Source organism: Rhizobium albus (genome assembly GCA_030160035.1).
Taxonomy (GTDB): Bacteria; Pseudomonadota; Alphaproteobacteria; order Rhizobiales; family Rhizobiaceae; genus Georhizobium; species Georhizobium albus.
This window is the reverse complement of record BSNO01000004.1, coordinates 223,995-250,728: the sequence shown is the minus strand read 5'-3', so window position 1 is coordinate 250,728 and position 26,734 is coordinate 223,995. Positions and strand designations below refer to the sequence as shown.

The 26,734-nt window shown below is 62.9% G+C and carries 23 protein-coding genes; 4 read left to right on the top strand and 19 right to left on the bottom strand.

The genetic code is table 11. The features are described 5' to 3' along the window. Positions 1 to 48: 48 nt before the first annotated feature. From trxA to QQL76_RS16430, 12 genes are all read right to left on the bottom strand, one after another. On the bottom strand, positions 49 to 372 hold the full coding sequence (trxA, locus tag QQL76_RS16485; protein ID WP_126007312.1) for a thioredoxin: 324 nt from the start codon (positions 370 to 372) through the stop codon (positions 49 to 51). 74 nt (positions 373 to 446) lie between these two features. Continuing rightward, positions 447 to 3,980 carry a double-strand break repair helicase AddA gene (gene addA, locus QQL76_RS16480; RefSeq protein ID WP_499208566.1) on the bottom strand — a complete coding sequence of 1,178 codons (3,534 nt, stop codon included), beginning with the start codon at positions 3,978 to 3,980 and terminating at the stop codon, positions 447 to 449. Beyond that, on the bottom strand, positions 3,977 to 7,147 hold the full coding sequence (gene addB, locus QQL76_RS16475) for a PD-(D/E)XK nuclease family protein (protein WP_499208565.1): 3,171 nt from the start codon (positions 7,145 to 7,147) through the stop codon (positions 3,977 to 3,979). The genes addA and addB overlap by 4 nt, the downstream gene beginning before the upstream one ends. A 13-nt stretch (positions 7,148 to 7,160) precedes the next feature. Continuing rightward, positions 7,161 to 7,901 carry a nucleotidyltransferase family protein gene (locus tag QQL76_RS16470; protein WP_499208564.1) on the bottom strand — a complete coding sequence of 247 codons (741 nt, stop codon included), beginning with the start codon at positions 7,899 to 7,901 and terminating at the stop codon, positions 7,161 to 7,163. Beyond that, on the bottom strand, positions 7,885 to 9,408 hold the full coding sequence (gene tsaE / locus QQL76_RS16465; protein ID WP_499208563.1) for a bifunctional tRNA (adenosine(37)-N6)-threonylcarbamoyltransferase complex ATPase subunit type 1 TsaE/phosphotransferase: 1,524 nt from the start codon (positions 9,406 to 9,408) through the stop codon (positions 7,885 to 7,887). The genes QQL76_RS16470 and tsaE overlap by 17 nt, the downstream gene beginning before the upstream one ends. 12 nt (positions 9,409 to 9,420) lie before the next feature. After that, the gene (locus tag QQL76_RS16460) at positions 9,421 to 11,967 is read right to left on the bottom strand and encodes a sensor histidine kinase (RefSeq protein ID WP_499208562.1); all 2,547 of its coding nucleotides are present in this window, start codon (positions 11,965 to 11,967) and stop codon (positions 9,421 to 9,423) included. A 225-nt stretch (positions 11,968 to 12,192) separates the two neighbouring features. Further along, complete coding sequence (ahcY, locus tag QQL76_RS16455; protein WP_404863337.1) at positions 12,193 to 13,617, bottom strand: adenosylhomocysteinase; 1,425 nt, start codon at positions 13,615 to 13,617, stop codon at positions 12,193 to 12,195. 145 nt (positions 13,618 to 13,762) lie between these two features. Next, complete coding sequence (locus QQL76_RS16450) at positions 13,763 to 14,083, bottom strand: HPr family phosphocarrier protein (RefSeq protein ID WP_499208561.1); 321 nt, start codon at positions 14,081 to 14,083, stop codon at positions 13,763 to 13,765. Next, positions 14,052 to 14,453 (bottom strand): PTS sugar transporter subunit IIA, encoded by a 402-nt coding sequence (locus QQL76_RS16445; protein ID WP_126007326.1) that lies wholly within the window; start codon positions 14,451 to 14,453, stop codon positions 14,052 to 14,054. Before QQL76_RS16445 ends, QQL76_RS16450 begins: the two co-directional genes overlap by 32 nt. 107 nt (positions 14,454 to 14,560) lie before the next feature. After that, complete coding sequence (locus QQL76_RS16440; RefSeq protein WP_499208958.1) at positions 14,561 to 15,040, bottom strand: HPr kinase/phosphorylase; 480 nt, start codon at positions 15,038 to 15,040, stop codon at positions 14,561 to 14,563. 5 nt (positions 15,041 to 15,045) lie between these two features. Further along, a complete protein-coding gene (locus tag QQL76_RS16435) occupies positions 15,046 to 16,836 on the bottom strand; it encodes a sensor histidine kinase (protein ID WP_499208560.1) in 1,791 nt (596 codons plus the stop codon). A gap of 47 nt (positions 16,837 to 16,883) precedes the next feature. Beyond that, on the bottom strand, positions 16,884 to 17,597 hold the full coding sequence (locus tag QQL76_RS16430) for a response regulator transcription factor (RefSeq protein WP_205665505.1): 714 nt from the start codon (positions 17,595 to 17,597) through the stop codon (positions 16,884 to 16,886). Between the two features lie 380 nt (positions 17,598 to 17,977). On the opposite strand from QQL76_RS16430, the gene QQL76_RS16425 reads away from it, so the two are divergent. The 4 genes from QQL76_RS16425 (at position 17,978) to QQL76_RS16410 (ending at position 21,896) form a co-directional block, all read left to right on the top strand. Next, complete coding sequence (locus QQL76_RS16425) at positions 17,978 to 19,588, top strand: phosphoenolpyruvate carboxykinase (ATP) (RefSeq protein WP_499208559.1); 1,611 nt, start codon at positions 17,978 to 17,980, stop codon at positions 19,586 to 19,588. A gap of 106 nt (positions 19,589 to 19,694) precedes the next feature. Next, complete coding sequence (arfB, locus tag QQL76_RS16420; protein ID WP_499208558.1) at positions 19,695 to 20,126, top strand: aminoacyl-tRNA hydrolase; 432 nt, start codon at positions 19,695 to 19,697, stop codon at positions 20,124 to 20,126. Continuing rightward, positions 20,119 to 20,775, top strand: a complete 657-nt coding sequence (locus tag QQL76_RS16415; protein ID WP_499208557.1) for an alpha-ketoglutarate-dependent dioxygenase AlkB family protein — start codon at positions 20,119 to 20,121, stop codon at positions 20,773 to 20,775. The genes arfB and QQL76_RS16415 overlap by 8 nt, the downstream gene beginning before the upstream one ends. A 44-nt stretch (positions 20,776 to 20,819) precedes the next feature. Then, positions 20,820 to 21,896, top strand: coding sequence for a phosphatase PAP2 family protein (locus QQL76_RS16410; RefSeq protein ID WP_499208556.1), 1,077 nt, complete (start codon positions 20,820 to 20,822; stop codon positions 21,894 to 21,896). Here QQL76_RS16410 and coaA read toward each other — a convergent pair. The 7 genes from coaA to hisB form a co-directional block, all read right to left on the bottom strand. Beyond that, positions 21,883 to 22,875 carry a type I pantothenate kinase gene (coaA, locus tag QQL76_RS16405; protein WP_499208555.1) on the bottom strand — a complete coding sequence of 331 codons (993 nt, stop codon included), beginning with the start codon at positions 22,873 to 22,875 and terminating at the stop codon, positions 21,883 to 21,885. The two genes, QQL76_RS16410 and coaA, sit on opposite strands and share 14 nt — an antisense overlap. Then, entirely contained in the window at positions 22,872 to 23,207 is a 336-nt protein-coding gene (locus QQL76_RS16400) for a phosphoribosyl-ATP diphosphatase (RefSeq protein ID WP_126007344.1), read from the bottom strand. Before QQL76_RS16400 ends, coaA begins: the two co-directional genes overlap by 4 nt. Before the next feature lie 121 nt (positions 23,208 to 23,328). Then, positions 23,329 to 24,105, bottom strand: coding sequence for an imidazole glycerol phosphate synthase subunit HisF (gene hisF, locus QQL76_RS16395; RefSeq protein WP_126007346.1), 777 nt, complete (start codon positions 24,103 to 24,105; stop codon positions 23,329 to 23,331). Then, positions 24,102 to 24,845: a 1-(5-phosphoribosyl)-5-[(5-phosphoribosylamino)methylideneamino] imidazole-4-carboxamide isomerase gene (gene hisA / locus QQL76_RS16390; protein WP_499208554.1), complete on the bottom strand. Its 744-nt coding sequence runs from the start codon at positions 24,843 to 24,845 to the stop codon at positions 24,102 to 24,104. The genes hisF and hisA overlap by 4 nt, the downstream gene beginning before the upstream one ends. Next, on the bottom strand, positions 24,842 to 25,492 hold the full coding sequence (gene hisH, locus QQL76_RS16385; RefSeq protein ID WP_499208553.1) for an imidazole glycerol phosphate synthase subunit HisH: 651 nt from the start codon (positions 25,490 to 25,492) through the stop codon (positions 24,842 to 24,844). The genes hisA and hisH overlap by 4 nt, the downstream gene beginning before the upstream one ends. Positions 25,493 to 25,494: 2 nt before the next feature. After that, complete coding sequence (locus tag QQL76_RS16380) at positions 25,495 to 25,980, bottom strand: DUF2628 domain-containing protein (protein WP_126007352.1); 486 nt, start codon at positions 25,978 to 25,980, stop codon at positions 25,495 to 25,497. A gap of 32 nt (positions 25,981 to 26,012) precedes the next feature. Beyond that, on the bottom strand, positions 26,013 to 26,633 hold the full coding sequence (gene hisB, locus QQL76_RS16375; RefSeq protein WP_404863344.1) for an imidazoleglycerol-phosphate dehydratase HisB: 621 nt from the start codon (positions 26,631 to 26,633) through the stop codon (positions 26,013 to 26,015). Positions 26,634 to 26,734 lie beyond the last annotated feature (101 nt).

Sequence of the window (26,734 nt, the reverse complement as noted above, 5' to 3'; positions counted from 1 at the left end):
TGCCCGGCTCTTTCGAACCGGGCATCGAAGTCTCGACTATTCCTGAGATCAGGAAACAGCGCCGGAAATCCAGGATGACAGGGCCGTCTTCGGCGATGCGCCAACCTTGATGTCGGCAACTTCGCCGCCCTTGAACATGGCGAGCGTCGGGATCGAGCGCACGCCGTATTGGGCTGCCAGTTCCGGATTGTCGTCGATGTTCAGCTTGGCGACCTTCACGCGGCCGGCCATCTCATTGGAAATCTCTTCCAGGCTCGGGGCAATCATCTTGCAGGGGCCGCACCATTCAGCCCAGAAATCGACCACGACCGGCTCTGCGCTGTCGAGAACCTCGGCCTGGAAATTCGTCTTGTCGACTGTGACGGTTGCCATCAAGGCACTCCTTCATCGCGTTTTCGTTGAGCTCAATGTGCGCATCAGCGCCCGAGCTTTCAACGTGCGGTATCTCATTTTGTCGTGAGTTCGGCAATCGCCGCTTCAAGCACGCCGGTTGGAAGGGCGATGATGGACGGCGCCTGGGTATACACCAACGCGGCGGAGATGTGCCGGCCGGGATAAAGCGGCGCGATCAGGTCGCGATAGAGCGCCATCTGCGCGCGATGAGCGAAAGACACATCCTCAAGGCGCGCGATTGCCGGCCTGTTGGTCTTGTAGTCGACGATCAAAACCCGATCGGGAAGCACCACCATACGGTCGAGCCGACCGGATACGACGTGACCGCGCCCACTCAGGCGCACGGTTCCCATGACGGAGACCTCGGCCCTGCTGCCCGGCGCGAATACCTCGGCGAATTGCGGATCATCCAGGATCGAAAGCGCCTCGGCTGCAAGCGCGCTCGCGGCATCCTCGTCCATGTGCGGCGCGGCACGCTCGATATAGCGATAGGCTGCGGCTTCGCGGTCTTCCGCCTGGATCGCCGGCAGCATCTGCAGCATGCGGTGCATCATTCGACCACGCTCAAGTCCTTCGGCTGCCCCTTTTCCGGAGCTTTCCGACCGATCGAAGAGCGGCGATCGCACGGAGCCGCCCTCGTTGGCGCCGTCGATGATGGCGCTGGCACCGGATGGGACGAGCGGTCGCGGCGGGCGTGCGGGCGGCGGTAGGGGCCGCTGTAGCACCAGAGGCAAGTCGCTCAAGGCGTTCGGCGCGGACGATGCCTCGGCTTCCTTACCGGTCGTCGGCTCCGATTCGCCGCCGAAACTCAACCCGGCCCACTGCTGATCGCCGGCCGAGAATTCGATCTGTCGCGCCTTCTCGCTCTTGGATAGCGCGCTCGCGACCATTGAATGCCAGTGCGCCCCGCTTGGCGCGTTGATGCCGTGATAGCCGCACACGACCAGACGGTCGGCGGCACGGGTCAGCCCGACATAGAGCAGGCGGCGATATTCTTCTTCTGCGGAGGCTTCGAGCGACTGCCTGATCGCCCGCGTCACGCTGTTCTCGTAGTCCTTGCCGGGCACCCAGAGGATCGGCTGCGGCCCCTCGCCCACCATTTCGCGCAGTTTCGGGACATGCGTTGCCTGTACCGCTGCACCGCCGGAATCGACCAGAAATACGATCGGCGCTTCGAGACCCTTGGAGGCGTGCACGGTCATCACGCGCACTTCGTCGCGTCCCTGCTCCATCTCCCGCTTGATCTCCGGCGACTGAGCCTCCAGCACGGCAAGAAAAGCCTCGAGGCCGGGCAGGCCGGTGCGTTCATGGTCCAGCGCAAAGGACAGGAATTCATCCAGCAGATCCGCTGCTTCGTGGCCGAGCCGCGCCAGGAAATCCGCCCGCACACCGCCGGGCCCGAGCAATTCCGCGTAGAAATCATGTACCGACAGGTCGCGCGCGGTCTGCCGCCAATGGTCCAGCCGCGCAAATGCGCGATCGAACGGCGCTACATGCCGATCGGCGTGCTCGCGCAAGGCATCGAAAACACCATGGTTGCCGGGGCGCGCGTGGCAAAGCGCAAACAGATCGTCTTCCGATAGGCCGAAAAGCGGCGATTTCAGCGCTGCCGCAAGGGCGAGATCGTCGTCCGGCAAAACGATCGCACGCCCGAGCGCGACCAGATCCTTCACCGCGATATGATCGGCGAGCTTCAACCGATCCGCACCGGCGATCGGCACTGTCGGGCTCTTCTTCAGCTCCCGCGACAGTGCGTTGACGAAGCCGTCACGCTTGCGGACCAGAACAAGGATGTCACCCGCAGCGATGGGGCGCCGCCCCTTCTTGGTCATGATCGTTTCGTGCCCAACCCACTGGCGGATCGTGCCAGCGACACGGCGTGCGAGTTGCGCCTTCGGGTCGCTTTCAGGCGTGTCGTCGAACGGTGCGGTCCAGTCCTTGTCGTCGAGGCGCTTTTCCTTGCCGATCATCTCCCAGAGATCGACCCGTCCGATATCACCGCCCCGCGCCGTGCTGTGCTTGATCAACTCGTCGTCGGCGCCGAGCCCGCGCTTGTGATCGGCTTCGGCGAAAACAGCATCCACCGCATCCAGAACATCCGCAGTGGAACGGAATGACTGACGCAGCGCCACGGTCTCGAACTGCCGGGCCGACGCCGTGGCTTTGCTTGCCGCATGCCGCCCCTCTTCACGGAACCGCTCCGGCCGCGCGCCCTGGAAGGAATAGATCGACTGTTTCTCGTCACCCACGGCAAAGAGGGTGCGCGGGACCCGCTGCTGTTCTTCGCCGGCAAAGAATTCCTCGGCCAAGCGCCCGACGATCGCCCACTGCCGAGGGCTCGTGTCTTGCGCCTCGTCCACCAGAATATGATCGATGCCCTGATCCAGCTTGTAATGCACCCAGGCGCTTGCGCCCTTTTCGCTGAGAAGCGCGGTCGCGCGCTCGACCAGATCGTCGAAATCCAGCCGGCCGCGCTGGCGCTTCAGCCGCTCGTAGTCCGAGAGCAGACGCGCGGCCAGAACATGCGCAGCCTTGGTCAATTCGAGCATGCGCCAAAGGGCGAGGCGATCCTTCACCGCCAAGACCTGCGCTGCGGCGGACGCCAGCCGCTCTTCGATGTCGGGAATTGCGGCGGCAATGTCCGCGCTCGCGATATTGCGGGTGGAGCGCGGCGAGCCGTCCTTGGTCAGGAAACACTGAACCAGCGCCGCATAACGCTCGGTAGGCGCCAGCAATGATGCGGACTTCAAATTCTCGACGAACTTCTTCGGCGAAGCGGCCTTGGCCGACCGGGCAACGCTGTCGAACAGATCGAGCAGATGGGCGGGAAAGGCTTCCATCGGCCAGGCGTGCCCCGCGATCGCCTCTTCCGTCTCGTGCGGATCGATCCCGGTTCGCCTGTGCAGTTCCGTGTCGATGCCCGCGCCGGCACGGGCCGCATCGTGGAAGCGGCCGACCAGCGTTCGCTGGCGGATCAGGCTGTCCAGCAATTCATCCAGCCCGAACTCGCCGACGGCTTCCAGGATGCGCTGGAAGGCAGCGGCGAGATCCGCCTCGGTTTCGATCGTCGTTGCGCTCAGGAGCGAGCGGCGGGCCTCGGCAAGAAGCGTGGCGGATTCGCCGTCATCCATCACCTCGAAATGCGCGGCAACGTTGGCTTCCAGCGGAAACTGGTGCAGCAGCGCCTCGCAAAATGCGTGGATGGTCTGGATTTTCAGGCCGCCAGGAGTCTCAAGCGCTCTTGCAAAGAGACGGCGTGCCGCGCCGAGCTTGATCGCATCGGGCATCTGCCCTTCCAGCTTGTGCAACTCCGTTGCCAACGCTTCGTCGGATAAGGACGTCCATTTCGACAGGCGGGAGAAGACGCGGTTCGACATCTCGGCCGCCGCAGCCTTGGTGTAGGTGAGGCACAGGATGCCCGAGGGGCGGGCGCCGGCGAGAAGCAGCCGGATCACGCGCTCGGCCAGCACATGCGTCTTGCCCGAGCCCGCATTGGCGGCCACCCAGGCGGACGCGCGCGGATTGGAGGCGCGCGCCTGCTGCCGCGAAGTCCAATGGAGATCGTAGAGGGTTTCCGGCTCGCTCATGCCTCACCTCCCTCGTCGTCGTCCGCGTCGCCATTGGCCCACTCGGCGACACGCGCGAGATGGTCGTACTCGCCTCCGTAGTCGCGCGCCTTGGCCGGAATGATGCGTGAAGCGAAGCCACGCCTGCCGGTTTGGAGCACAGCTATGAAGCCGGCTAATCGATCGAGCGACTGCATGCCGAGATCGGCCGCGCTCATATGAGTGCCGTCATCGGCGGAATTGGCGCCGCGGCGATCCTTGCCCTCCAGTTCATCGACCAGCAATCGATCGGAAGGCTTGAGGCGCACATATTTCAGAGAGTTCGGTGTTCGTGGGCCGACGCGCTTGAAGCCGCCATCGAGAAGCGCTGCGGCTTCCAGCGGCAATTGGGGGTCTAGAAGACTCCGCGCCTGTTTGCGTGACGGCTCAGTGCCCGACTTGAAGTCGATGATGTCGACGGTGCCATCGTCGCGCAGATCCACGCGGTCGGCGATGCCCGACAAAAGCACGCCGGTTTGCCGAACCGGGATCTCCGCGTGCAGCTCCGTATGGCGCTCAGCAATCTCTCCGTTTCGCTGCCGCTCCCATTCGAGCCAGTGGCGCGCCACGTGATCGAAGCGCGGGCGCCACAGCACCTTGACATGATGCGGCAGCCGCTGGGCGGCGAAGCACTCATCGGCAATGCTTTCCAGCAGCAGATCGGCATCGGGATGATCGATGTCGGGGCAGCGGCTAATGAAGGTTTCCAGAATCTCGTGATAGAGCGTTCCCCGCTCCGCCACGCCCGGATCGCGAATGAGTTCGGCCAAGGGGTCGAGACGCAGCACCTTGCGGGCATAGATCGCGTAGGGATCGCGCCGCAGCGTCTTCACCTCGCTAAAAGAGTAGCGCTTAGGCTGGGCTTCGACAGGCGGACGCGGCTCAGGCCGCGATGCCTGCGGCACGGGCTCGCGGCGGTCCAGAAGCGCTGCCTGCGCAAGGATCTCCGCGCCTCGCAGGCGCATCGCAGCTGCCTCCGCCTCACCCGCGACCGCGAGCAGCCGTTGCAGCCAGCGTGATGCGACGGTCGGTGCGCCGCCGGAACGGGTGGAGCGGCTGAGCACGACATGTTCTGCGCCGAGCGCCATCTGGAAATCATGGGCAGCAAGACCGATCCTGCGTTCGGGCGGCTCGAGCCCGATCAACGCCTTCATCGGTCGCGACAGAAACGGATCCTGGCCGGGCCGCTGTGGCCAGGAGCCTTCGTTCAAGCCAGCGAGCAACAGCGTGTCGACATCCTGCAGCCGCGCCTCGAGCGCGCCCCAGATGAAGATGCGCGGGTGAGCCGTCACATCCGGCTTCACGATCTCGCCGGCCAGGAACGCGGCTGCGATATCGGCCCAGTCGGTGCCGCCCGCGGAGATTTCCGCACGCGCCGCGATGAGATCGGCAAAAAGTCCCCCCAGTTTGCTACCCGCCTCGCCGCCCCAGAGATTGCCGAGTTCGCCCCGATCATCGGCAGCGACGCCTTCCAGCACCCGCGCGGTCAACTCCGCCCATTGCGCAATCGTCAGCCGTCCAGGGGCGGCATCGGCGCGGCGGCTGGTCAAGAAGCGTGCGAAGCGGCCGGCGAGGGGCGCCACCGCGGCTTCCACGCGCAGCGTCATCACGCGGGCGGCCGCGATGTCCTCATCGGAGATGCGACGTCGCCAGGCAGGCTGGTGTCGGCGCTCCGACCGGGTTGCAGCCTCAGCATCCAGCAGCGCGGTCAACGCGGTGACATCGACATCGCCGAGCGTGCCGCGAAGGGCGATGCGCTCAAAGATGCTGGCTGCCCGGCGCTTTTCGTCCGGCTTCATGCCGAAGCGGGCCAGCGGATGGCCGAGCAGTGCCGTCAGCGCCACCGGATCTTCCGGTTCCATGACGGTATCGAGCAAGAGCCGCAGCAACGTGCCCTGGGGCGTCGAGGACAGCGGCAAGCCGCCGGAATCGTTCGCTTCGATACCGAAACGGCGAAGCTCGATCGACACGCGGCGGGCGAGATTGCGATCCGGGGTAACCAGCGCCACGCGCTGTTTCGGATTTTCTGCCGCGAGCCGCATGGCGACGGCGAGAGCCGTTGCTTCCTCGCGCTCGCCGCCTGCTTCGATGACCGTCACCCCTTCGAAGGCGGCAGGATCGAATGCGCCAACCCCGTGCCAGTGATCGGTGGCCTGTGCGGGCAGCAGCGCTGTCGAAACCAGTCGGTTCCGCGCGGCGATCGTGTACGATGTATCGCCGAGCGGCGTCACCATCTCACGCGCAGCGTCGAGCCGGTCGAGGAGGCGGCTGAGGCCGAATTGCGGATGGGCTGCGACAGCCGGGTCGGACAACAGCCCGGCCTTTCCGCCGACCAGCGGCCAGATGTCTTCGGTGATGCCGAGATCGAGGCCCGGAAAGATGACGGCGCCCTGCTCCAGCGTCGCAACCGCGGCAATGAGGTCTGCCGTCGCCGGGATCGAGCCTGTCGACCCGGCAACGATGACGGGCCCGTCCGGCGGATTGGCAAGCATGCGCGCGATTTCGGCCGACATCGCTCCGTTTCGATGCTGCGCCGGATCGGAACGGCTGAGTTCTTCAAGCCGCGCCGGCCAGAAGCTGCGGGCGATCTTCATGAATTCGAGCGTGAGCTGCCACCAGGTGCCGAAATCCGCCGCTTCCAGCGCATCGAGCGCCGCCCAATCTCCGCCATGCGTGCCCATTGCATCGATGAGATCGCGCAGATCGCGCGCCAACCAAACCGCATCGGCGGGCGTCGCCGGCACGACCAGCGAGTCGAAGCGGCCGTCGCCGAGTGCCGCTGGCAGCGCCGCCTTCCAGCGCTCGACGAGGCTTGCAAGCTCCAACACCGCCTCGACGGAGCCGATCGGCGGCGCCAGATCGAGTGTCGCGGGCATCTCCGCATCGAAGAAGCCGCCATCCTCATCCAGCTCGCCGAGCGCCTTCAGGGTTGGCAGGATGGCGCTGCCCGTTCCGACGACGTCGACGAATTCGGAACGCAAGGACCGCACGGCGCGTCGTGTGGGCAGGTAAATCGTTGCGCGCGAAAGCGACAGCGGATCGGTCGGATCATAGCGGAAACCCGGCACGAGATCGCCCGCACAGAGGCTCTCGGCGAGGATGCGCAGGAACGGCGCACCGGGGGGAATCGTGAAGAGACGCTTCTGCATGGTTGCAGCCATATCAGCGCGTGGCGGAAAAATCCGCAATGACGGCTTCGGCCGCGCCGATCGCTTCGGGTGTGCCCACCGTCAACCAGTGACCCCTAAGCCGGATTCCATGCAGCCGGCCCGCTGCGATCGCCGCGTCGAAAAACCGGTTCAACGAGAAAGGTTCGCGCGGAGCATCACCTAGCAATCGCGGATGCAGGATCATTGCGCCGCAATAGATCAGCGGATCGGCCAGCCCCTCGCGGTAACGGGACAGCCGGCCATCGGCCTGCATAACGAAATCGCCGCCGGCCTTTTCGTGACCGGTGCTCTGCCTCGGTTCGGCCAAAAGCATCAGCATGTCCATCGTGTCTGTATGGAACGCGGACCAGAGACGGGCGATGTTGGTGTCGCCCGCATCGCTCGGCTCGAGCCAGAAACTGTCGGCATTGAGAAGAAGAACCGGCGCTTCGCCCAGGAGATGGGCAGCCTTCACCACGCCGCCACCGGAATCCATCAGGTGGTCTCGCTCGTCCGAAATCGTCACCAAAGGCGTGAGTGGCGCAAGATGCGCTTCCATCTGATCCGCGAGATGGTGGACGTTGACGACGACCTGGTCGACGCCATCGGCCTTGAGGAGATCGATGAGATAGTCGATCATCGGCCGCCCTGCGACAGGCACGAGCGGCTTCGGCGTGCTCAGTGTCAGAGGACGCAGGCGCGTGCCGAGCCCCGCGGCCAGGATCATCGCGCGCTTTTCAAGCCTGTCGGTCATCGCCTGCACCTGAACCGAAAACGCCGGCGGTCTCGTACCACGACCGCAGTGCCGCCAGATCGGGGTGGCGCAGCGCTTCGGCCACATAGCTGCGCATGCGTGGCAGATGGCGAAGATAGCCCGGCTTGCCGTCCCGCTGCTTGAGACGGACGAAAATGCCAAGGATCTTCGAGCCGCGCTGCGCCTGCATCAGGGCAAGCGCCCTGCGGAATGCGGGCTCATCGAATGGTCCCAGGCCGTGCCGCGCCGCGACATAGGCAGCGACCAGCCGATCCGCCATCGGCTTGTCGATCGTGACGCGGGCATCCTGCACGATCGACGCCACATCGTAAGCCGTCGGTCCTAGCATCGCGTCCTGAAAATCGATGATGCCAAGCCTGTCGATGCCGTCGCGGTCCGCGCGCCAGATCAGGTTGGGCGAATGGTAGTCGCGCAGGACGACATGAGCTTCGCTGCCCTCCAGCGAGGCGATCGCTTGGCGCCAGAGGGTGATGTAGTCCTCCCGCTCGGTGGCAGAAGGCGGCGTTCCGCGCTCATGCGCAAGATACCAGTCCACCAGAAGCTCGACTTCAATCTGCATCGCGCCAAGATCATAAGCCGGCAAATGGTATGTCTCGCTGCCGACGGGCAAGGCACCGGGAACGGGCGTGACGTGCAGCTGCGCAAGGGCCTCGACGGCGGCAGTGTAGCGTTCCTCGATCGGGGCGCCCGATGGGTCCAGCAAACCGTCCGATCCAAGGTTCTCGACGATGAGGAAACCCTGCTCCAAGTCTTCGGCGCGGATCTTGGGGGCGCTGAAACCTTCGCCCTTCAGCCATTTTGCCATAGCGACAAAGGGTCGAACGTCCTCGGCGAGATGCGCGATGCGCGAATAGGGCTTGCCATCGCGGATGATGGGTCCATCGGGCTGAGCGGGGGCGTTCATCAGAATGATTGGTGAGGCGCCATTGGCGACCAGGCGTTCATAGGCCCGGCTTGAGGCGTCTCCAAGCAGGAAGCGTCGCTGAACCCCTTCAAAGCCCGATGCATCGAGGAAGACCCGCGCCGCCAGCGTCCGATCGATCCGCGCGATAGTCTGGTCGGGAGCCCGAATGTGCACCGTTCGCGCGTCGGCCGTTTCACCTTCGGTGATCGTCAGGTGGATCATTGCTTCCGGAAGCATATCGCCGGCGCGCTCTGGCCACTCGACCAGCACGACGCCGTTCGCGACGGCTTCGTCGAAGCCGAGCTCTGCGAGTTCATCGGGGTCCGTGATCCGATAAAGATCGAAATGCGCGATCGGCAGTCGCAACTCGTAGGATTGAACGAGCGTAAAGGTCGGGCTCGGCACGTCGAGATCAGGATCGTCGGCAACCGCACGGATCAAGGCGCGCGCGAAGGTGGATTTGCCGGCGCCCAGTTCGCCCGATAGCGCAAGCACGTCGCCGGCTCGCAACATGACCGCGATGTCTTCGGCGAGCCGTTCGGTCGCCCGTTGATCGGCGAGATGAAGGAGCCTTTCGCCCATGCGCCTGCTTCTCTATTCCGCTGCCACGGTTTCGAGCCGGCTTCCGGCGGGCAGGCGGCAGATGATCGTCGTGCCGCGCCCTTCGACGCTGTCCACCTCGACGCGGCCGTCATGCAGGCTGACGAAGCTGTCGACGATGGAGAGACCGAGGCCGGCGCCACGACGGCGACCGCCCGAGCCGTGGCTTTCGAACCGCGAAAAGATCGTCTGCAGCATGTGCGTGGGGATGCCGGGGCCCTGGTCGGACACCGAGAAAACGATATCGCCAGCCTCTCGGCGGCAACGCAACTGGATCTGCGATCCCTCCGGTGCAAAATTCGCGGCGTTGCTCAGGAGCTTGGAGAGGATCTGGCGAACCCTCTGCCGATCGGCGACGAAGGTCCCCGGATGGGCAGGGGCGTCGACGGCGAGCGTCAGATCGCCTTCCTTCAGGCGATCGCTCATCAGGCTCGCCGCTTCGTCGAGAAGTTCGGCGATATCGATCTCGCTGCGCTCCAGCGTCATGATGCCGGCATCGACCGTGGCGAGATCCAGGATGTCGTTGACGATCATCAAAAGCACGGAGGAGGACGTCGCGATATGCTCGACATACTCGGCCTGCTTCGGATTGAGCGGCCCGGTGGTCTCCGTGCGCAGGAGGTCGGCAAAACCGATGATGTTGGTGAGCGGCGTGCGCAACTCATAGGAGACGTGCTTGACGAAGTCGTTTTTCAGCGCGTCCGCCTTGCGCAGCGCGTCGTTCTTCTCGGTCAACGCCTTTTCGACGCGCGCACCGTCCGTCACGTTGACGAAGGTGAGCATGGTCTGCGCATTAGGCAGCGGCACGACGGCGTAATCGAGGATCAGGCCTGTCTTGAGATCGAAGCGGCCGGAATAGCTGCGGCGCTCCTCATCGAGACTCGTGATGATGGCCGAGAAATTGCGCCAGCCATCGTCTTCAGGATAAGCCGGCTCACAAACGCGCGTGATGGTGCTGATATGCGTGCCGGGCTGCGCCTCGGCCTCGCCGATGCCCCAGAGGACGCGGAAGGCCGGGTTCGACAGCTTTAGCCGGCCATCGGCACCGAACACGCAGACCGCTTCGGCAAGATGATCGATGGTCTCGCCCTGCACCTTCACCAGCGTGTTGTAGCGCTGCTCCAGATCGACCTGCTCGGTGAGATTTTCGAAGACCCAGGTGGCGCCGCCCTGTGGGTGCGCCGTCGCGAACACATTCAGCGTGCGGCCATCGGGCAGATACCAGAAGTTCTGCTGCGGCTCGACGCTCTGATAGACGGCGAGCATCTGGTCCTTCCAGTCGCGCCAGGAGTGCTGCTCCGGCAACTTCCCGTCGACCCGCAGGCGCTCCAGGAATTCCGCGTTGCCCGGCCGCGTCTCCAGGAAGGGCGTTTCGAGCCCGAACAGCTTCTGGAACGCCTGGTTGTAGAACTGCAGGCGCTGTTCGCGATCGAAGATCGCAACGGCCGTCGCCAGATGGTCAAGCGTCTCGGAATGGCTGCGGAGTGTGCGGGCAAGTTCTTCGCGCACGGCCTCGACATCGCTGATGTCGCTTGCCATACCGGCCACGCCCATGGTCGAGCGCGCTTCCAGGACGTCGTAGATCGTCCGATTGCCGCGCACCACCGTCGACAATTTGTCGGCGAATGGCCGATCGGGCGTGGCTGCCATGCGGATGCGTTCACGCTGGTGCGTGCCGATCAATTCGAGTTCGCGGCGCACCGCGTCTTCGCCGTCCACGGCTTCGACAGCATGTGCGTAGGCACTGTTGACCCACAATAGCCGGCCATCGGCCTGGCGGACCCAGAAGGGCTGGTCGATGGCATCCAGCACGTTCTGGATCGTTTCCATCGTCGTGGCCAACCGGTCACGCTCGGCCTTCAGCGATGCGAGTTCAGCACGCAGGTCGCCCAGTGCGAGGAACCGCACGAAGGCGCGGCCGCCGGAAACGCGGCCTTGCGCCTCGAGCAGCTGACCGCGCTGCGTCTCGATCACCACGTCGAAGGTCTCGCCGCGAGCGCGTAAGAGATCGACCGCGTTTTCAAGCGATGCGGCGGACTTCGCCTCCAGCCAGCGCCCGAAGGCGAGGAAGGCGGCACGGGTTTCAGGCGCGCCAGCCTCGGTCGGCAGGTCTCCAAGAAGCACGGCGGAATTGTCGTCGCCGTCCCAGACGATAATCCGGCGATCCTTGTCGACGATCAGCGCGTCGTAGCGGTCGATCTGCGTCGTGGCATCGCCGAGCCGGACCTTCAGCTCGACATTCTCGGCTTCGATCTTTGCCTTTTCGCGGATGAGCCAGATGGCAGACAGAAGCGCGGCAGAAACCGCGCCGATGACCGTTGCGCCACCGACGACATCGATGGATGACAGCGCCCAACCGAAGGGGAGCGGGATCGCTTCCGCCGCAAACGCCAGATCCGGCGCCACGATCAATGCGGAGCTGCCGGCGAAAGAGCTTGTCCAGATCGGTTTGCGCAAGTTTCCGCGCGATGCGGCCGGTCGTGTTCCGTCATCCGCACACCCATCGTCAGGCGCACTTTGTGTCCCGTCAGACCCCGACATTCGTCGTCCTCTCCGCAGCCCGGTGGACCGGCCTTCCACTGAAATGAAAGAGCCCCATCACGCGGGACCCGTCGCGGCGCCCCAGTTGTCCCCATGAAGCGCGCGCGAATCGTATGGTTAAGGGTACCTTTTCGCTGAATCGCCGAAAAGGCCGGAGCACCAAAAAGTAAGGCCGCGCCCTTTGAAAGGCGCGGCCTGGATCGGCTCAGGTCGGGAGACTGAGGATCAGTAGCGGTAGTGTTCCGGCTTGAACGGGCCGGTCTGCGACACGCCGATATAGTCGGCCTGCTCGGAAGACAGCTCCGAAAGCGTCGCGCCGAGCTTGGCGAGATGGAGCTTGGCGACCTTCTCGTCGAGGTGCTTGGGCAGAACGTAGACTTCGTTCTGATACTGCTCGCCACGCGCGTAGAGTTCGATCTGTGCCAGGACCTGGTTGGTGAACGAGGCCGACATGACGAAGGACGGGTGACCCGTCGCGTTGCCGAGGTTGAGCAGTCGGCCTTCCGACAAGAGGATCATCCGCTTGCCGCCCGGGAACTCGATCATGTCGACCTGGGGCTTGATGTTGTCCCACTTGAAGTTCTTGAGCGCGGTGACCTGAATTTCGTTGTCGAAATGGCCGATATTGCCGACGATCGCCATGTCCTTCATCTCGCGCATATGCTCGAGGCGAATGACGTCCTTGTTGCCGGTGGTCGTGATGAAGATGTCGGCCGTCGAGGCGACATCCTCGAGCGTGACGACCTCGAAACCGTCCATGGCAGCCTGCAGCGCGCAGATCGGGTCGACTTCCGTGACCTTGACGCGAGCGCCGGCGCCCTTCAGCGAGGCAGCCGAGCCTTTGCCCACATCGCCATAGCCGCAGACGACGGCGACCTTGCCGGCCATCATGACGTCGGTGGCGCGGCGGATGCCGTCGACCAGCGATTCCTTGCAGCCGTACTTGTTGTCGAATTTCGACTTGGTAACGCTGTCGTTGACGTTGATCGCGGGGAAGGGCAGCAGGCCCTTCTTCTGCAGCTGGTAGAGGCGGTTCACGCCGGTGGTGGTCTCTTCGGTCACGCCCTTGATGGCGTCGCGCTGGCGGGCAAAGAAGCCCGGCGTTGCGGCGAGGCGCTTCTTGATCTGCGCGAACAGGATTTCTTCTTCTTCCGAACCCGGGTTCGACAGCACGTCCTCGCCGGCTTCAGCGCGGGCGCCGAGCAGGATGTACATGGTCGCATCGCCGCCATCGTCGAGGATCATGTTGGAGGTGCCGCCATCGGTCCACTGGAAGATGCGGTCGGTATAGTTCCAGTATTCTTCGAGCGTCTCACCCTTGACGGCGAAGACCGGAACGCCGGTTGCGGCGATCGCCGCTGCTGCATGATCCTGCGTCGAGAAGATGTTGCACGATGCCCAACGGACTTCGGCGCCGAGAGCCGTGAGCGTCTCGATCAGCACCGCAGTCTGGATCGTCATGTGAAGCGAGCCCGTAATGCGGGCGCCCTTCAAAGGCTTGCTCTCGCCAAACTCCTCGCGGCAGGCCATCAGGCCCGGCATCTCGGTTTCGGCAATGGTGATTTCCTTGCGGCCGTAGGCTGCAAGCGACATGTCGGCGACGAGGAAATCGTCACCCTGGGCTGACTGCGTCTTGATGGCTGTGCTCATCGTCATCTCCGAAAGCGCGTCGAAGGCTCGCATGCGTGAGCCTAGTGACGGCAAAATGGCATCATGGGCGCCCCATATCAGGGATCGGCGCTCCCATCAACTCACATATAAAGATTTCTTTATGTCGTTATGCGCTGAAAATAGATCAGCACTCTTCGCCGAAGCGGTCCGCGACGAGATCCGCCAGAGCTTCCAGAGCCTGCGCGGCTTCGGGGCCGCTGGCTTCAACTGCAATGTGACAGCCGGGGCTTGCCGCCAGCATCATCAGGCCCATGATCGAGCTGCCACCGACGCTGACGCCGTCTTTGCTGACGACGATCTCTGCGTCGAAACGCTCCACGGTCTGGACGAATTTTGCGGAGGCGCGCGCATGCAGGCCGCGCTTGTTCACGATCGACAGCGTTCGCGTCAACGGCTGGTCGATGGTGCTTATATCATTTGCCACTGAGGATTCGGCTCGCGACATTGATGTATTTCCGGCCCGCATCCTGCGCCTCTTCGAGCGCCCGTTCCATGTTACCGTCCACCCGAACGCCGGCAAGCTTGATCAGCATCGGCAAATTGACCCCGGCGATGACTTCGATCCGTCCGCCATCCATGACCGAAATCGAGAGATTTGAAGGCGTTCCGCCGAACATGTCGGTCAAAATGATGACGCCCGACCCATTGTCGGCTCGACCGACGGCGTCGACGATATCGAGGCGGCGCTGATCCATATCGTCGTCAGGACCGATACAGACGGTCTCCACCGACGCTTGCGGGCCGACAACATGCTCGAGCGCATGCTTGAACTCTTCCGCAAGCTTGCCGTGGGTGACAAGCACCAAACCGATCATCAAATGTGGGCTCCCGTCATTCTTTCATTATCGCGGCACGCATCACATGCCCCGGAGCGTCGGCGCAAATCTTGTCGAGCGACGGCGCGAGTGCAAGCGCAAAAAAGTCACATAAGACGGTCGAATGGCTGAATCGTTACCGGTTGCGACCCAAATATGCCCAAAGATGTCGCAAGGGTTGCAATCGCAACGGCCGGCTCGCCGTATCTGAGAGGAAGGATCGGGAGCGAGACGCCATCCTGGAAGGTCATTCGGGCCTCTTCCGGCACCCGTTCCGGGCCGAGCGGCGCCAGCACATGGTGCAGGACGGCACTTTGAATATGCGGAAGCGGGACGACACCCGTTCCCCGTATCTCGATCAGTCCGGCGATCGGTGCGGGCGCGCTCGCGATCACGCGGCCGGATTTCACGGTGATCCAGACCCGATCATCGGCGACCAGCCTCGCGAATGTGCCGTGTGAGGAACATGCATGGATGATGGCCAGCGCCAATGCGCTCTTGCCGGAGCCTGAAGGGCCAGTGATGAGCAGGCCGACTTCTCCCACGACGACAGCCGTTGCATGAACGTTGACTGGGGCGGCGTCCACTGCGCTCAACGTGGTTCGGCAGGCAGGCGGATCAGGAAGCGGGCGCCCTTGATCGGACCATCCTCAGTGTCACGCATGTTCTCGGCTGTCAGCGAGCCGCCGTGAACTTCGACGATCTGGCGGCTGATCGACAATCCCAGACCGGAATTCTGGCCGAAATCCTCACCGGCCGGACGGTCCGTATAGAAGCGCTCGAAGATCCGGTCGATATCTTCTGCCTGGATGCCGGGCCCGTTGTCTTCCACGGTCACCCGATACCAGTCGCCCTTGCGGTCGATGGTCACCAAGATCCGCCCGTCCTGATCCGGCACGAACGACCGAGCATTCTCGATGAGGTTCGTGACCACCTGACCGAGCCGCAGATCGTGACCGTGAACGATCGCCGCATTGCGCTGGGCCTGATCGAGTTTGACCGCAAGATCGATGCTGACCTGCTTGGCATTGGCATGCGCATGGCGGGCAAGCTCGACCAGTTCGGTCAACAGCTTCACCAGATCCACTCGCGACGCGTCCTGGCGCGCAAGTTCGGCATCCAGCCGCGAAGCATCCGAAATGTCGCTGATTAGGCGATCCAACCGGCGCACGTCGTGCTGGATGATTTCCAGGAGGCGTTTCTTGTTTTCTTCCGTGCGGGCGAGCGGCAATGTCTCCACAGCACTCCGCAACGAGGTCAGCGGGTTCTTGAGCTCGTGGCTGACATCGGCGGCGAAGCGCTCGATGGCGTCCATGCGATCGTAAAGGGCATTCGTCATGTCGCGGAGCGCGACCGACAGGTTCCCGATCTCATCCTGCCGATCGGAAAAATCGGGGATCTCCTCGCGTGCCCGGGCACCACGCTTGACGCGCACAGCTGCAGCGGAAAGACGGCGGAGCGGATTGCCGATGGTGCTGGCGAGCAGCAGGGAAAGGACGATGGACACGGTGGCCGCCACCGCGAAAATGCGCACGATCGCCAGCCGCTCGGCATGGACGATCTTGTCGATATCGCCGGCCTGCGTGGACAAAAGCAGCACGCCGAGGACCGCACGGAAGCGCTGCACCGGCACCGCGACGGAGACAATCAATTCACCCTGGTCGGTGACGCGCACCACGGCGCCGCGCCCGCCGGTCAATGCATTGACGACTTCGGGATAGATAGATCCGTCACCGCCCGGCTCTTCGCGGTAGGTCGGCAGATTGCGCTGCTGCAGCAGGCGGTTCACGGCGTTGCCGATGCTGCCGAAAAAGCCTTCCTCATCGGGAGAAACCGGCGGCAGATCGTAGCGCAGCACCTGGCCGCTCGAATAGAGATACCGGGAGTCGAGAATAAGATTGGCTTCGCCGTCATAGATGCGCGCACGGGTGCGCGTCGGCGAGATCAGCCGTCGCAGCACCGGTGCCACGCGCTCCGGATTGATGGGAAAATCGAGATTCTCATCCAGTGAATTGGGCGCAATGCTTTCGCCGGCCTGCAATTCGAGCAGCTTTTCCGGATCGATGGTGATCGAATTGGTCTCGACCGTTGCCGAACCGGCGATCGCGCCGGCGATGATTTCACCCTGTGTTAGAAGACTTTCGACACGCGCGTCGATCAGGCCTTCGCGGAACTGGTTGAGATAAAGAATGCCAAAAACGAGGACGAGGAGACCGGCGAGGTTCAGAAAGAGGATACGCCGGGTGAGGCTCGAAAAAACAATATTGCCAAAAACGCGCCGGATCAGCGTGAAGGGCAGGCTGAGCGGGCGTGGTGCGGCGCGGCGCGGCCTGGTGGTCGCTCCGGACGGTCTGGTGCCGCCTTGCTGCGTCTCAGCGACCATGGCCGGTCGTCGTGCCTTTCATCCTCGCCCCCCAGATCTCAACGATGTTAGGCAGGCGTTTCGCGGAAGCGGTAGCCGACGCCGTAAAGCGTTTCGATCATGTCGAAACCGTCATCGACCATTTTGAACTTCTTGCGCAAGCGCTTGATGTGGCTGTCGATGGTGCGATCATCCACATAGACCTGCTCATCATAGGCGGCATCCATCAACGCGTCGCGACTTTTCACGACGCCGGGGCGCTGGGCGAGTGACTGGAGGATCAGAAACTCCGTGACGGTCAGCGTCACGGGCTCGTTCTTCCACGTGCAGGTATGCCGTTCCTGATCCATGATCAGCGAGCCGCGCTCCAGTGTCTTCGAGGTCACCTGTCCAGGCTTTGCGGCGGCGGCGAGCTCGCGGCTGCTTGCGCGGCGCAGGACTGCGCGGACGCGCTCGACCAGAAGCCTCTGGGAGAACGGCTTGGTGATGAAATCATCAGCACCCATCTTCAAGCCGAAGAGCTCATCGATTTCCTCATCCTTGGAGGTGAGAAAGATGACGGGGATGTCGGACTTCTGGCGCAGGCGGCGCAGCAGCTCCATCCCATCCATGCGCGGCATCTTGATATCGAAGATCGCAAGTTGCGGCGGCCGGGCCAGCAATCCATCCAGCGCGGAAGCCCCGTCAGTATAGGTCTCGACGCGGTATCCTTCCGATTCGAGCGCGATCGATACGGAGGTCAAGATATTCCGGTCATCATCGACAAGCGCGATGGTCTGCATTGGCAAAGTCTCCGTTGACATCCGGCGCGTCCCTTAGGCTGATTTCAGGTTGCTCGAAGCCCCACCCGCCCCGCGGCTCGCCGCGCGCCACACACGCGCAGACCAACCGTCCGCGCTACATGGGTATGAAGTAAGAACAAAGTGTGGCACGCCCACACTCCCATGTCACCCGCGGGTTTCCGCGTGACGGAGTCGCAGCGCTTATAAGGCCACCGAACGACCGTCGATACAAACGATTTAAACTGAGAGTGGCAATTTTAAATCGATTAATACTCTGATATTATTGCGAAATTACTGATTCACTGTGTTGCGTTGTCAAAGCGCTGACACTATGGTCCGGCTCCATTCAATCCGCCCCGCAAGCCAGCAGCAGGTGACATATGAAGCAGATCGGACGGCGCAATCAGGCCATCGACATTGCGACGATCGGATTTTCCGATGTCGCCAGCGTGCATTACAATCTATCGGAAGCGGCTCTCTACGAGCACTCGGTCGCGCGCGGCGAAGCCGAGCTGACGGTTCACGGTGCGCTCAGAGCCTTGACCGGTCAGCACACGGGCCGCTCCGCCAAGGACAAGTTCATCGTCCGCGACGAGCACACCGATGGCGTCATCTGGTGGGACAACAATAAGGCCATGTCGCGCGATCATTTCGATGCGCTGCACGCCGATTTTCTCGCGCATGCCAAGGATATGGATCTGTTCGTCCAGGATCTCGTCGGCGGCGCCGATGCGGAAAACCAGCTGCCGACGCGCGTCGTCACGGAATATGCCTGGCATTCGCTCTTCATCCGCAACCTGCTGATCCGCCCGGCTCCTGAGACACTGGACGACTTCCAGCCGAAGCTGACGATCATCGATCTGCCGAGCTTCCAGGCCGATCCGGCACGCCACGGCTCGCGCACAGGCACCGTAATCGCCGCGGATCTGACGCGCGGGATCGTGCTGATCGGTGGAACGTCCTATGCGGGCGAGATGAAGAAGTCCGTCTTCACCGTTCTCAACCATCTGCTGCCTGCCAAGGGCGTCATGCCGATGCACTGCTCGGCCAATACCGGCCCGGCCGGCGACGCAGCGATCTTCTTCGGCCTTTCCGGCACCGGCAAGACGACGCTCTCTGCCGATCCGGCCCGCGTTCTCGTCGGTGACGACGAACATGGCTGGGGCGAAAACGGCATCTTCAATTTCGAAGGCGGCTGCTACGCCAAGACGATTCGCCTCTCGCGCGAAGCCGAGCCGGAGATTTATGCAACGACGGAGCGTTTCGGCACGGTGTTGGAAAACGTCGTGCTCGACGAGCAGCGTCGTCCTCAGTTCGATGACGGATCGCTGACGGAGAACACCCGCTGCGCCTATCCGCTGCACTTCATTCCGAATGCCAGCTCGACGGGCACTGCGGCGCATCCGAAGAACATCATCATGCTGACGGCGGATGCCTTCGGCGTGCTGCCTCCCATCGCTCGGCTGACGCCGGCGCAGGCGATGTATCACTTCCTCTCAGGCTACACCGCAAAGGTTGCCGGCACCGAAAAGGGCGTGACCGAACCGGAAGCTACGTTCTCGACCTGCTTCGGCGCGCCCTTCATGCCGCGCCACCCTTCGGAATACGGCAATCTGCTGCGCGAACTGATCTCGCGCCACGGCGTGTCTTGCTGGCTCGTGAACACCGGCTGGACCGGCGGCGCCTATGGAACGGGCTCGCGCATGCCGATCCGCGCGACCCGTGCACTTCTCGCTGCCGCGCTCGACGGATCACTCAACGAGGCAAGCTTCCGGACCGATCCGAATTTCGGCTTCGAAGTGCCGCTCGCCGTCCCCGGCGTCGACGCGACGATCCTCGATCCGCGCCGCACCTGGGCCGATGGCGACGCCTATAACCGGCAAGCCGAGAAGCTCGTTTCCATGTTCATCGCTAATTTCGAGAAGTTCGAAGAACATGTGGGCGGCGACGTTCTGGGGGCTGCCCCCCGGCTCCCCATGGCCGCCGAATAAGTCACGCTTCTCTTGCTACGGAAGGCCCGCGACCCGGAACGGTCGCGGGCCTTTGTTTTTGCGGTCGCCATCTTTTCTTTTTCTTGGCCCGGGCGCACATGAGGACATGGCCAGCGACGACCTCATCATCACACGTTCGATCACCATCAAAGGGTGGGAGCTGACGGAGCAGTTCATCACCTCTGCCGGTCCCGGCGGACAGAACGTCAACAAGGTCGCCACCGCGGTTCAGTTGCGGTTCAATGCCGCGAATTCGCCCTCGCTCACGGACCGGGTAAAGGAAAACGCGCTGAAGCTCGCTGGGCGCCGCGCGACCAAGGATGGCGATATCGTGCTGGAAGCAAGCCGCTTCCGGACCCAGGAGCGGAACCGGGAAGATGCCCGCGACAGGTTGCGGGAGCTCATCGCCAAGGCAGCCGAGCCGCCCCCACCACCGCGCAAGAAGACGCGACCCGGGCGCGGCGCCATCGAGCGACGCCTGAAAGCGAAGTCGGAGCGCGGCTCGATCAAGAAGATGCGCGGCAAAGTGGATGGTTGAGGCATCACCGGAACGGGATCGCATTCCGGAAGGCTTCCGGTACCTTCCCGCCTATCTGACATTGGACGATCAGCGGGCTCTTCTGGAAGACATTCGACGCGTCGTGGCACAGGCACCGCTCTACGTGCCGCGCATGCCACGCAGCGGCAAGGCGCTGAGCGTGCGGATGACGAACTGCGGCGACCTTGGCTGGGTGACGGACCAGGCCAGTGGCTATCGCTATCAACCCAACCATCCTGCGACCGGCAAGAAGTGGCCGGCGATCCCTCAAGCGCTTCTGGATCTGTGGCGTGATCTCTCAGGCGCCGATTTTCCACCGGAAGCCTGTCTCGTCAATTTCTACGACGCGGATGCACGCATGGGATTGCACCAGGACAAGGACGAGCAAAATCTCGAAGCACCGGTCCTTTCCATCTCGCTCGGCGACGATTGCCGCTTCCGGATCGGTGGACCAGTGCGCGGCGGCCCTACGGCGTCTCTCAGGCTGAACAGCGGCGACATCGTTGTGCTCGGCGGACCCGCCCGCCTCGCCTATCACGGCGTCGACCGCATCTACGCCGGCACCTCGACGCTCCTGAAGAACGGCGGACGAATCAATCTGACGCTGCGGCGGGTGACGACAGCAGAGGCTTCCGGAACCGGGGGTTAACGCTTGAGCTGTAATCTCGCGGGCAGACCCAGCGCGAGCCTTCCATGTCCACGATCGAGAGCCTAGCGACCAAGACGCCTTTGCGGATGCCGGCACGGTTTCTGATCGGCGAGAACGCCCCGGTTCTGCTGATCATCGCACTGCATGGGGCGGCGGTTCTCGCCGTGCGGGACTGGATTGGATACGACGGGCTCGCGCACCCGCTTTACTTCAAACAGTGGACTACCCTCTACCTCGTGATGTGCCCGATCCTGATGATCGCCGGCATCCTGTTCATGATCGTCCACCGCACAAACGACTGGCGCGAGAGGCGGCTTCTGCTGCAGCAGGCGACGTCGGCAAATCATATCGCGACGTTCACATCCGGCCTCGTGCTTTTGATGGCACTCATGCTCTTCATGGGCAGCTTCACGACGTTCAAGACGATGATGCCGACGCTTCGTGGCGGCTTCCTCTACGATCGCGCGCAGGCCGATTGGGATGCCTGGCTGCACTTCGGGCATGAGCCGTGGACGTTGATGCAGGGATGGCTAGCGAGCGACTGGATTCGCCAGGCTGTCGAATTCAACTATAACGTCGTCTGGTTTCTCGTGTGCTTTCTGCCATTGTTCTGGATCGCGGTCTCGCCGCGCGCTTCGGCCATCCGCACACGCTATTTTGCCTGCTTCACGCTGAGCTGGATCGTGATCGGCAATCTGCTGGCGCTCGCGTGGATTTCGGCAGGGCCTGCTTTCTACCACCACGTGACCGGCGATACGGAGCGCTTCGCCGGCCTCCTGGCCTTCATTGCCGGAGGCGAGGGTTCCGCTCATTCGGCCGCGCGGTTCCAGGAATATCTCTGGTCGACTTATACCCGAGGCGAGATGGCGTTTGGGACGGGCATTTCCGCCTTTCCAAGCATGCATGTCGCGCTTGCTGCGCTGAACGCGGTCTTTCTCTTCGACTACAGCCGCAGACTTGGCGCCATTGCCTTCGCCTATCTTGGGCTGGTTCTGGCGAGTTCGGTCTATCTCGGATGGCACTACGCCATCGACGGGTATGTCTCGATCCTCGTGGTTGTCGCGCTCCATCTCGCCCTCAAGGGGATCGAGGGGCGCTCCTCCCGGATCAAAGCTTCCTGAGCGCCACCTGCTCGATCAGGTGGTTCTCGCCCTTCTTCAGTATCAGATCGGCGCGGGGGCGGGTGGGCAGGATGTTCTCGCGCAGGTTCTTCAAATTGATGTTCTGCCAGAGACCCTCTGCGACGGCGCGTGCGGCGTCTTCCGAAATCGTTGCGTAGCGGTTGAAGAAGGATTCCGGGTTCTTGAACGCCGTTTCGCGCAGCCGCATGAAGCGGTCCACATACCATTTGTGGATCAGGTCTTCGGGCGCATCGATATAGATCGAGAAGTCGAAGAAATCCGAGACGAAGGGCACGATCTTCCCGTCTTCCGGCAATGCGCGCACCTGCAGCACGTTGATGCCCTCGAAGATCAGGATGTCCGGGCGGTCGACCGTCTGGAACTCGCCGGGCAGAACGTCATAGGTGAGGTGCGAATATAACGGTGCCTGGACGTTTGGTTGTCCCGCCTTGATCGCCGACAGGAACCGCAGCACCTGGCCGATATCGTAGCTTTCTGGAAAGCCCTTGCGGTCCATCATGCTGTCGCGCCGTAGCGTCGCGTTCGGGTAAAGAAAGCCGTCTGTCGTCACCAGATCGACCTTGGGGCTCGACGGCCAGCGTTTCAGAAGCTCTTGGAGCACGCGGGCCGTGGTGGATTTGCCCACCGCAACCGATCCCGCAATGCCTATGACGAAGGGTGTCTTGGTCGTGTTCTGCGCGTTGAGGAAGTGCGTTCGCTGCTTGAACAGCAGTTGTGTCGCCTCGACATGCGCAGACAGAAGCCGCGATACAGCAAGATAGATGCGGCTGACTTCATCGACGTCGATCGGATCGTTGAGGGATCGAAGCCGGCCGATCTCGTCGGCTGTCAACGTCAGCGGCGTGTCGGCCCTGAAACGCGACCATTCCTCGGCGGAGAAGATGCGATAGGGCGAATAGGTGCCCGGCCTGAAATGATCGAGGCCGATATCCTCGCCAAAGCCCGTATCGCGCTTCATCGCGGCGATGCGCTCCCGGCGCGATCGGCCTTCTCCTGAAGGCCGGATTTTCCGGTGCGGCGCTCGAGTTCCGCCATGATCTCGGCGAGCGGAATATCGGCAATTTTCAGGACGACGAGCAGATGGTAGAGCAGGTCGGCGCTTTCCCCGACCAGTTCCGCCCGATCCTGGCCAACGGCCGCAATCACCGTTTCAACCGCTTCCTCGCCAAGCTTCTGGGCGGCCTTTTCACGTCCTTTAGACACCAGTCGGGCCGTCCAGGATTCGTCAGGCGAGGCTGCTGCGCGTTCCGCCACGATCGCTTCCAGCCGGGAAAGATCGAAACCACTCATACGTCACTGTCCCTGCCCAAAAGCCGCCTCGGGTCATGTCGCGTTTCCTGAAAACGCGCAATCACTCTCGGATCTCCGTTCGTCGCGTTTTCAAACCGTATCCACTCCATTCGGCAACGCTCTAGTCAAGCCGCACCGCGATGCCGGCGGCGGCCATGTGGCGCTTGGCTTCATCGATGGTAAACGTGCCGAAATGGAAGATCGAAGCCGCGAGCACCGCCGTTGCATGTCCGTCGCGGATCCCTTCGACCAGATGGTCAAGCGTTCCGACCCCGCCCGACGCGATGACGGGTGCCCGCACGGCGTCCGCTATGCTTCGGGTCAAGGCGATATCGAAGCCGCTCTTGGTGCCATCCCGGTCCATGGAGGTCAGTAGCAGTTCGCCCGCGCCACGGTCGACCATGTCGATGGCGAATTCGATGGCGTCGATGCCGGTTTCCTTGCGCCCACCGTGGGTGAAGATTTCCCAGCGCGCTTTCTCGTCAGGCCCAGAGACCTTCTTGGCATCGATCGCGACGACGATGCACTGATTTCCGAACTTGTCGGCCGCTTCGTTGACGAAGGCGCGGTTGTTCACCGCTGCCGTGTTGATCGACACCTTGTCGGCGCCGGCGAGCAGCAATTTCCGGATATCGGCGACAGCGCGAACGCCGCCGCCGACCGTCAACGGCATGAAGCATTGCTCGGCCGTGCGGGCGACGACGTCGAAGATCGTCTCGCGGTTGTCGGAGGATGCAGTGATATCGAGAAAGCAAAGCTCATCGGCACCCGCCGCGTCGTAGGCCTTTGCCGCTTCCACTGGATCGCCCGCGTCGATCAGATCGACGAAATTGACGCCTTTGACGACGCGGCCGTCCTTCACGTCGAGGCAGGGGATGACGCGAGACTTGAGGCTCATTTGCCGGATTCCTTAGCCGACTTCAAAACGTCGAGGGCCTCGGCTGGATCGAGCCTTCCATCGTAGAGTGCCCGTCCCGTGATCGCACCTTCAAGGCGCGCCGCGTCCGGCATTGTCATGCGGACGACATCGGCGATGGAAGCGAGCCCACCGGATGCGATGACCGGAATGGAGACCGCGTCGGCCAGTTCCAGCGTGCTGTCCCAATTGATGCCGGTCAGAATGCCGTCCCGGTCGATATCGGTGTAGATGATCGCCGCGACGCCGGCGCCTTCGAACTTGCGGGCAAGCTCGATCACGCCGAGTTCGGAGCCTTCCGCCCACCCTTCAACGGCAACCTTTCCGCCCTTGGCATCGATGCCGACGGCGATCTTGCCGGGGAAGCGCTTGCAGGCTTCAATCACGAGTGCCGGATCACGCACGGCAACTGTGCCGAGGATGACGCGGGCGAGTCCCTTGTCGAGCCAGGCCTCGATCTGCTCGATCGTGCGAATGCCGCCGCCAAGCTGCACCGGATTGTCGGTGGCCTTCAGAATGGCTTCCACAGCAGCACCATTGACGCTCGATCCGGCGAAAGCGCCGTCGAGATCCACCACATGGAGCCACTCGAAGCCCTGGTCCTGGAATGCCCGGGCCTGCGCGGCCGGGTCGGTGTTGTAGACCGTCGCCTGCGCCATATCGCCAAGCTTCAAACGGACGCACTGACCCTCTTTCAGGTCGATGGCTGGAAACAGGATCATGGGGCCCAACGCAGGAAATTGGCGATGAGAGCAAGGCCGAGTGTCTGGCTCTTTTCAGGGTGAAACTGGGTGCCGGCACGATTGTCGCGCGCGACGATCGCAGTCATCGCGCCTCCATAGTCGGTGGTCGCGACGACGTCTTCCGGACGGCTGGCGGCAAGGTGATAGGAGTGCACGAAATAGGCGTGCAGTCCGTTGCGCCCGGTCGGGATGCCAGCAAGCAGCGGGTGGTCGCTGCGCTGGTCGATGGTGTTCCAACCGATCTGCGGGATCTTGAGAGCGGGATCGCTTGGGCTCATCTCGACGACGTCGCCCGCAATCCAGTCGAGGCCGTGCGTCACGGTCTTTTCCAGCCCGCGGGTCGACATGAGCTGCATGCCGACACAAATGCCGAGGAACGGTCGGCCATTTGCGATGACAGCTTCGTCCAGCGCGTCGCGCATGCCGTCGACGGCAGCGAGACCGGCGGCGCAATCGGCGTAGGCACCGACGCCCGGCAGTACGACGCGGTCTGCGCCCCGGACCGCATCCGGATCGGCCGTGAGGTGGATGTCAGCGGCAAGTCCTGCCTCACGGGCGGCGCGCTCGAAAGCCTTCGTGGCCGAACGCAGATTGCCGGAGCCATAATCGATGATCGCGACCTGCATGGTCAGCGCACTCCATTCCATTCAAACATGCCGAAGCTCTCCTCTGGCCTCTGAAAGCCGGGTTTCGTGCCAACGGGCCTTTTCTCACGCACATCCGGTTCAGTTTTGTCCACGGAACCAGTCGCTGCGGGCCTGGCGAAGAAAACTTCTTCGGCCTCATCAAGCGAAGTTGCGTCGACCAGGGCATCCATCGTCCAGCCACGCGCTTCCAGCTTCGATGCACGCAGCCGGTTGCCCTCGAGACCGGCATAAAGCGATGTCGCAACCGACAGCGCAAAGCCAGTGGCGAAGGTATCGCCTGTTGCCATGAGCCAGTTGGTGACGGCAGTGACAAGAAAAAAGACCCCTGCCCACAACCACATGCGGTGCCAGAGGAACCAGAAGACCGGGAAGATGAAGGCGAGCGGCGCAAAGCCATCGCGAATGAAGCGCGTCTCGATCCCGTCCGGGTCGCCGCCCGGCGGCGTCATCACCACGAAGGTTTTCATTCGGTCATCTCTCTTCGTCGAGCAGCGATCGCTTAGACGAGAATGCCCTTGGTGGACGGGATGCGGTCGGCCGCGCGCGGATCGATCTCCATCGCAGTCCGCAACACGCGCGCAACCGCCTTGAAGCAGGTTTCAGCGATATGATGGCTGTTGGCGCCCGCGAGATTGGTGACATGCAGCGTGATGCCGGCATGCTGGCTGAACGCCTGGAAGAACTCTCGCACCAGCTCGGTGTCGAAGTTGCCGATCTTTTCGGTCGGAAAGGTTACGTTCCAGACGAGAAACGGGCGGCCGGAGACGTCGATCGCGGCGCGGGTCAGCGCTTCGTCCATGGCAAGATCGAGCGAGGCGTAGCGCGTGATACCCTTGCGGTCGCCGAGCGCTTTCGAAAACGCCTGGCCGAGCGCGATGCCCGTATCCTCGACGGTGTGGTGATCGTCGATGTGCAGATCGCCTTTTGCCCGCACGTCGATATCGCTCATGGAGTGTCGCGCCAGTTGGTCCAGCATGTGATCGAAGAAGCCGACGCCGGTCTCCATCGAGGCCCGTCCGGTACCGTCGATGGCGACACTCACCGAAATATCGGTTTCGTTCGTCTTGCGTGCGATGCGGGCGCTGCGACCTTCGCTCACGCCCCTGTCCTTCGATGCCATGCTCAAGCTCCGCCGGGAATATGCGCGCTGCATATCAGGCCACTTGTAAAGAATCCAGAACAGGCCGCCGTTCCGGCCCCAATTGCAAAGGCTTCAGCGCT

What these genes read in the sequence shown, in the direction of transcription:
- QQL76_RS16380 (WP_126007352.1), bottom strand. Translation starts at nt 25,980, where the DNA reads ATGAAAACCTTCGTGGTGATGACGCCGCCGGGCGGCGACCCGGACGGG.
- QQL76_RS16415 (WP_499208557.1), top strand. Translation starts at nt 20,119, where the DNA reads ATGGTTGAGGCATCACCGGAACGGGATCGCATTCCGGAAGGCTTCCGG.
- hisA (WP_499208554.1), bottom strand. Translation starts at nt 24,845, where the DNA reads ATGATCCTGTTTCCAGCCATCGACCTGAAAGAGGGTCAGTGCGTCCGT.
- QQL76_RS16400 (WP_126007344.1), bottom strand. Translation starts at nt 23,207, where the DNA reads ATGAGTGGTTTCGATCTTTCCCGGCTGGAAGCGATCGTGGCGGAACGC.
- tsaE (WP_499208563.1), bottom strand. Translation starts at nt 9,408, where the DNA reads ATGGGCGAAAGGCTCCTTCATCTCGCCGATCAACGGGCGACCGAACGG.
- QQL76_RS16425 (WP_499208559.1), top strand. Translation starts at nt 17,978, where the DNA reads ATGAAGCAGATCGGACGGCGCAATCAGGCCATCGACATTGCGACGATC.
- addB (WP_499208565.1), bottom strand. Translation starts at nt 7,147, where the DNA reads ATGCAGAAGCGTCTCTTCACGATTCCCCCCGGTGCGCCGTTCCTGCGC.
- QQL76_RS16435 (WP_499208560.1), bottom strand. Translation starts at nt 16,836, where the DNA reads ATGGTCGCTGAGACGCAGCAAGGCGGCACCAGACCGTCCGGAGCGACC.
- QQL76_RS16450 (WP_499208561.1), bottom strand. Translation starts at nt 14,083, where the DNA reads ATGTCGCGAGCCGAATCCTCAGTGGCAAATGATATAAGCACCATCGAC.
- QQL76_RS16445 (WP_126007326.1), bottom strand. Translation starts at nt 14,453, where the DNA reads ATGATCGGTTTGGTGCTTGTCACCCACGGCAAGCTTGCGGAAGAGTTC.
- QQL76_RS16460 (WP_499208562.1), bottom strand. Translation starts at nt 11,967, where the DNA reads ATGTCGGGGTCTGACGGGACACAAAGTGCGCCTGACGATGGGTGTGCG.
- arfB (WP_499208558.1), top strand. Translation starts at nt 19,695, where the DNA reads ATGGCCAGCGACGACCTCATCATCACACGTTCGATCACCATCAAAGGG.
- addA (WP_499208566.1), bottom strand. Translation starts at nt 3,980, where the DNA reads ATGAGCGAGCCGGAAACCCTCTACGATCTCCATTGGACTTCGCGGCAG.
- hisB (WP_404863344.1), bottom strand. Translation starts at nt 26,633, where the DNA reads ATGGCATCGAAGGACAGGGGCGTGAGCGAAGGTCGCAGCGCCCGCATC.
- QQL76_RS16410 (WP_499208556.1), top strand. Translation starts at nt 20,820, where the DNA reads ATGTCCACGATCGAGAGCCTAGCGACCAAGACGCCTTTGCGGATGCCG.
- hisF (WP_126007346.1), bottom strand. Translation starts at nt 24,105, where the DNA reads ATGAGCCTCAAGTCTCGCGTCATCCCCTGCCTCGACGTGAAGGACGGC.
- ahcY (WP_404863337.1), bottom strand. Translation starts at nt 13,617, where the DNA reads ATGAGCACAGCCATCAAGACGCAGTCAGCCCAGGGTGACGATTTCCTC.
- trxA (WP_126007312.1), bottom strand. Translation starts at nt 372, where the DNA reads ATGGCAACCGTCACAGTCGACAAGACGAATTTCCAGGCCGAGGTTCTC.
- QQL76_RS16430 (WP_205665505.1), bottom strand. Translation starts at nt 17,597, where the DNA reads ATGCAGACCATCGCGCTTGTCGATGATGACCGGAATATCTTGACCTCC.
- QQL76_RS16470 (WP_499208564.1), bottom strand. Translation starts at nt 7,901, where the DNA reads ATGACCGACAGGCTTGAAAAGCGCGCGATGATCCTGGCCGCGGGGCTC.
- coaA (WP_499208555.1), bottom strand. Translation starts at nt 22,875, where the DNA reads ATGAAGCGCGATACGGGCTTTGGCGAGGATATCGGCCTCGATCATTTC.
- hisH (WP_499208553.1), bottom strand. Translation starts at nt 25,492, where the DNA reads ATGCAGGTCGCGATCATCGATTATGGCTCCGGCAATCTGCGTTCGGCC.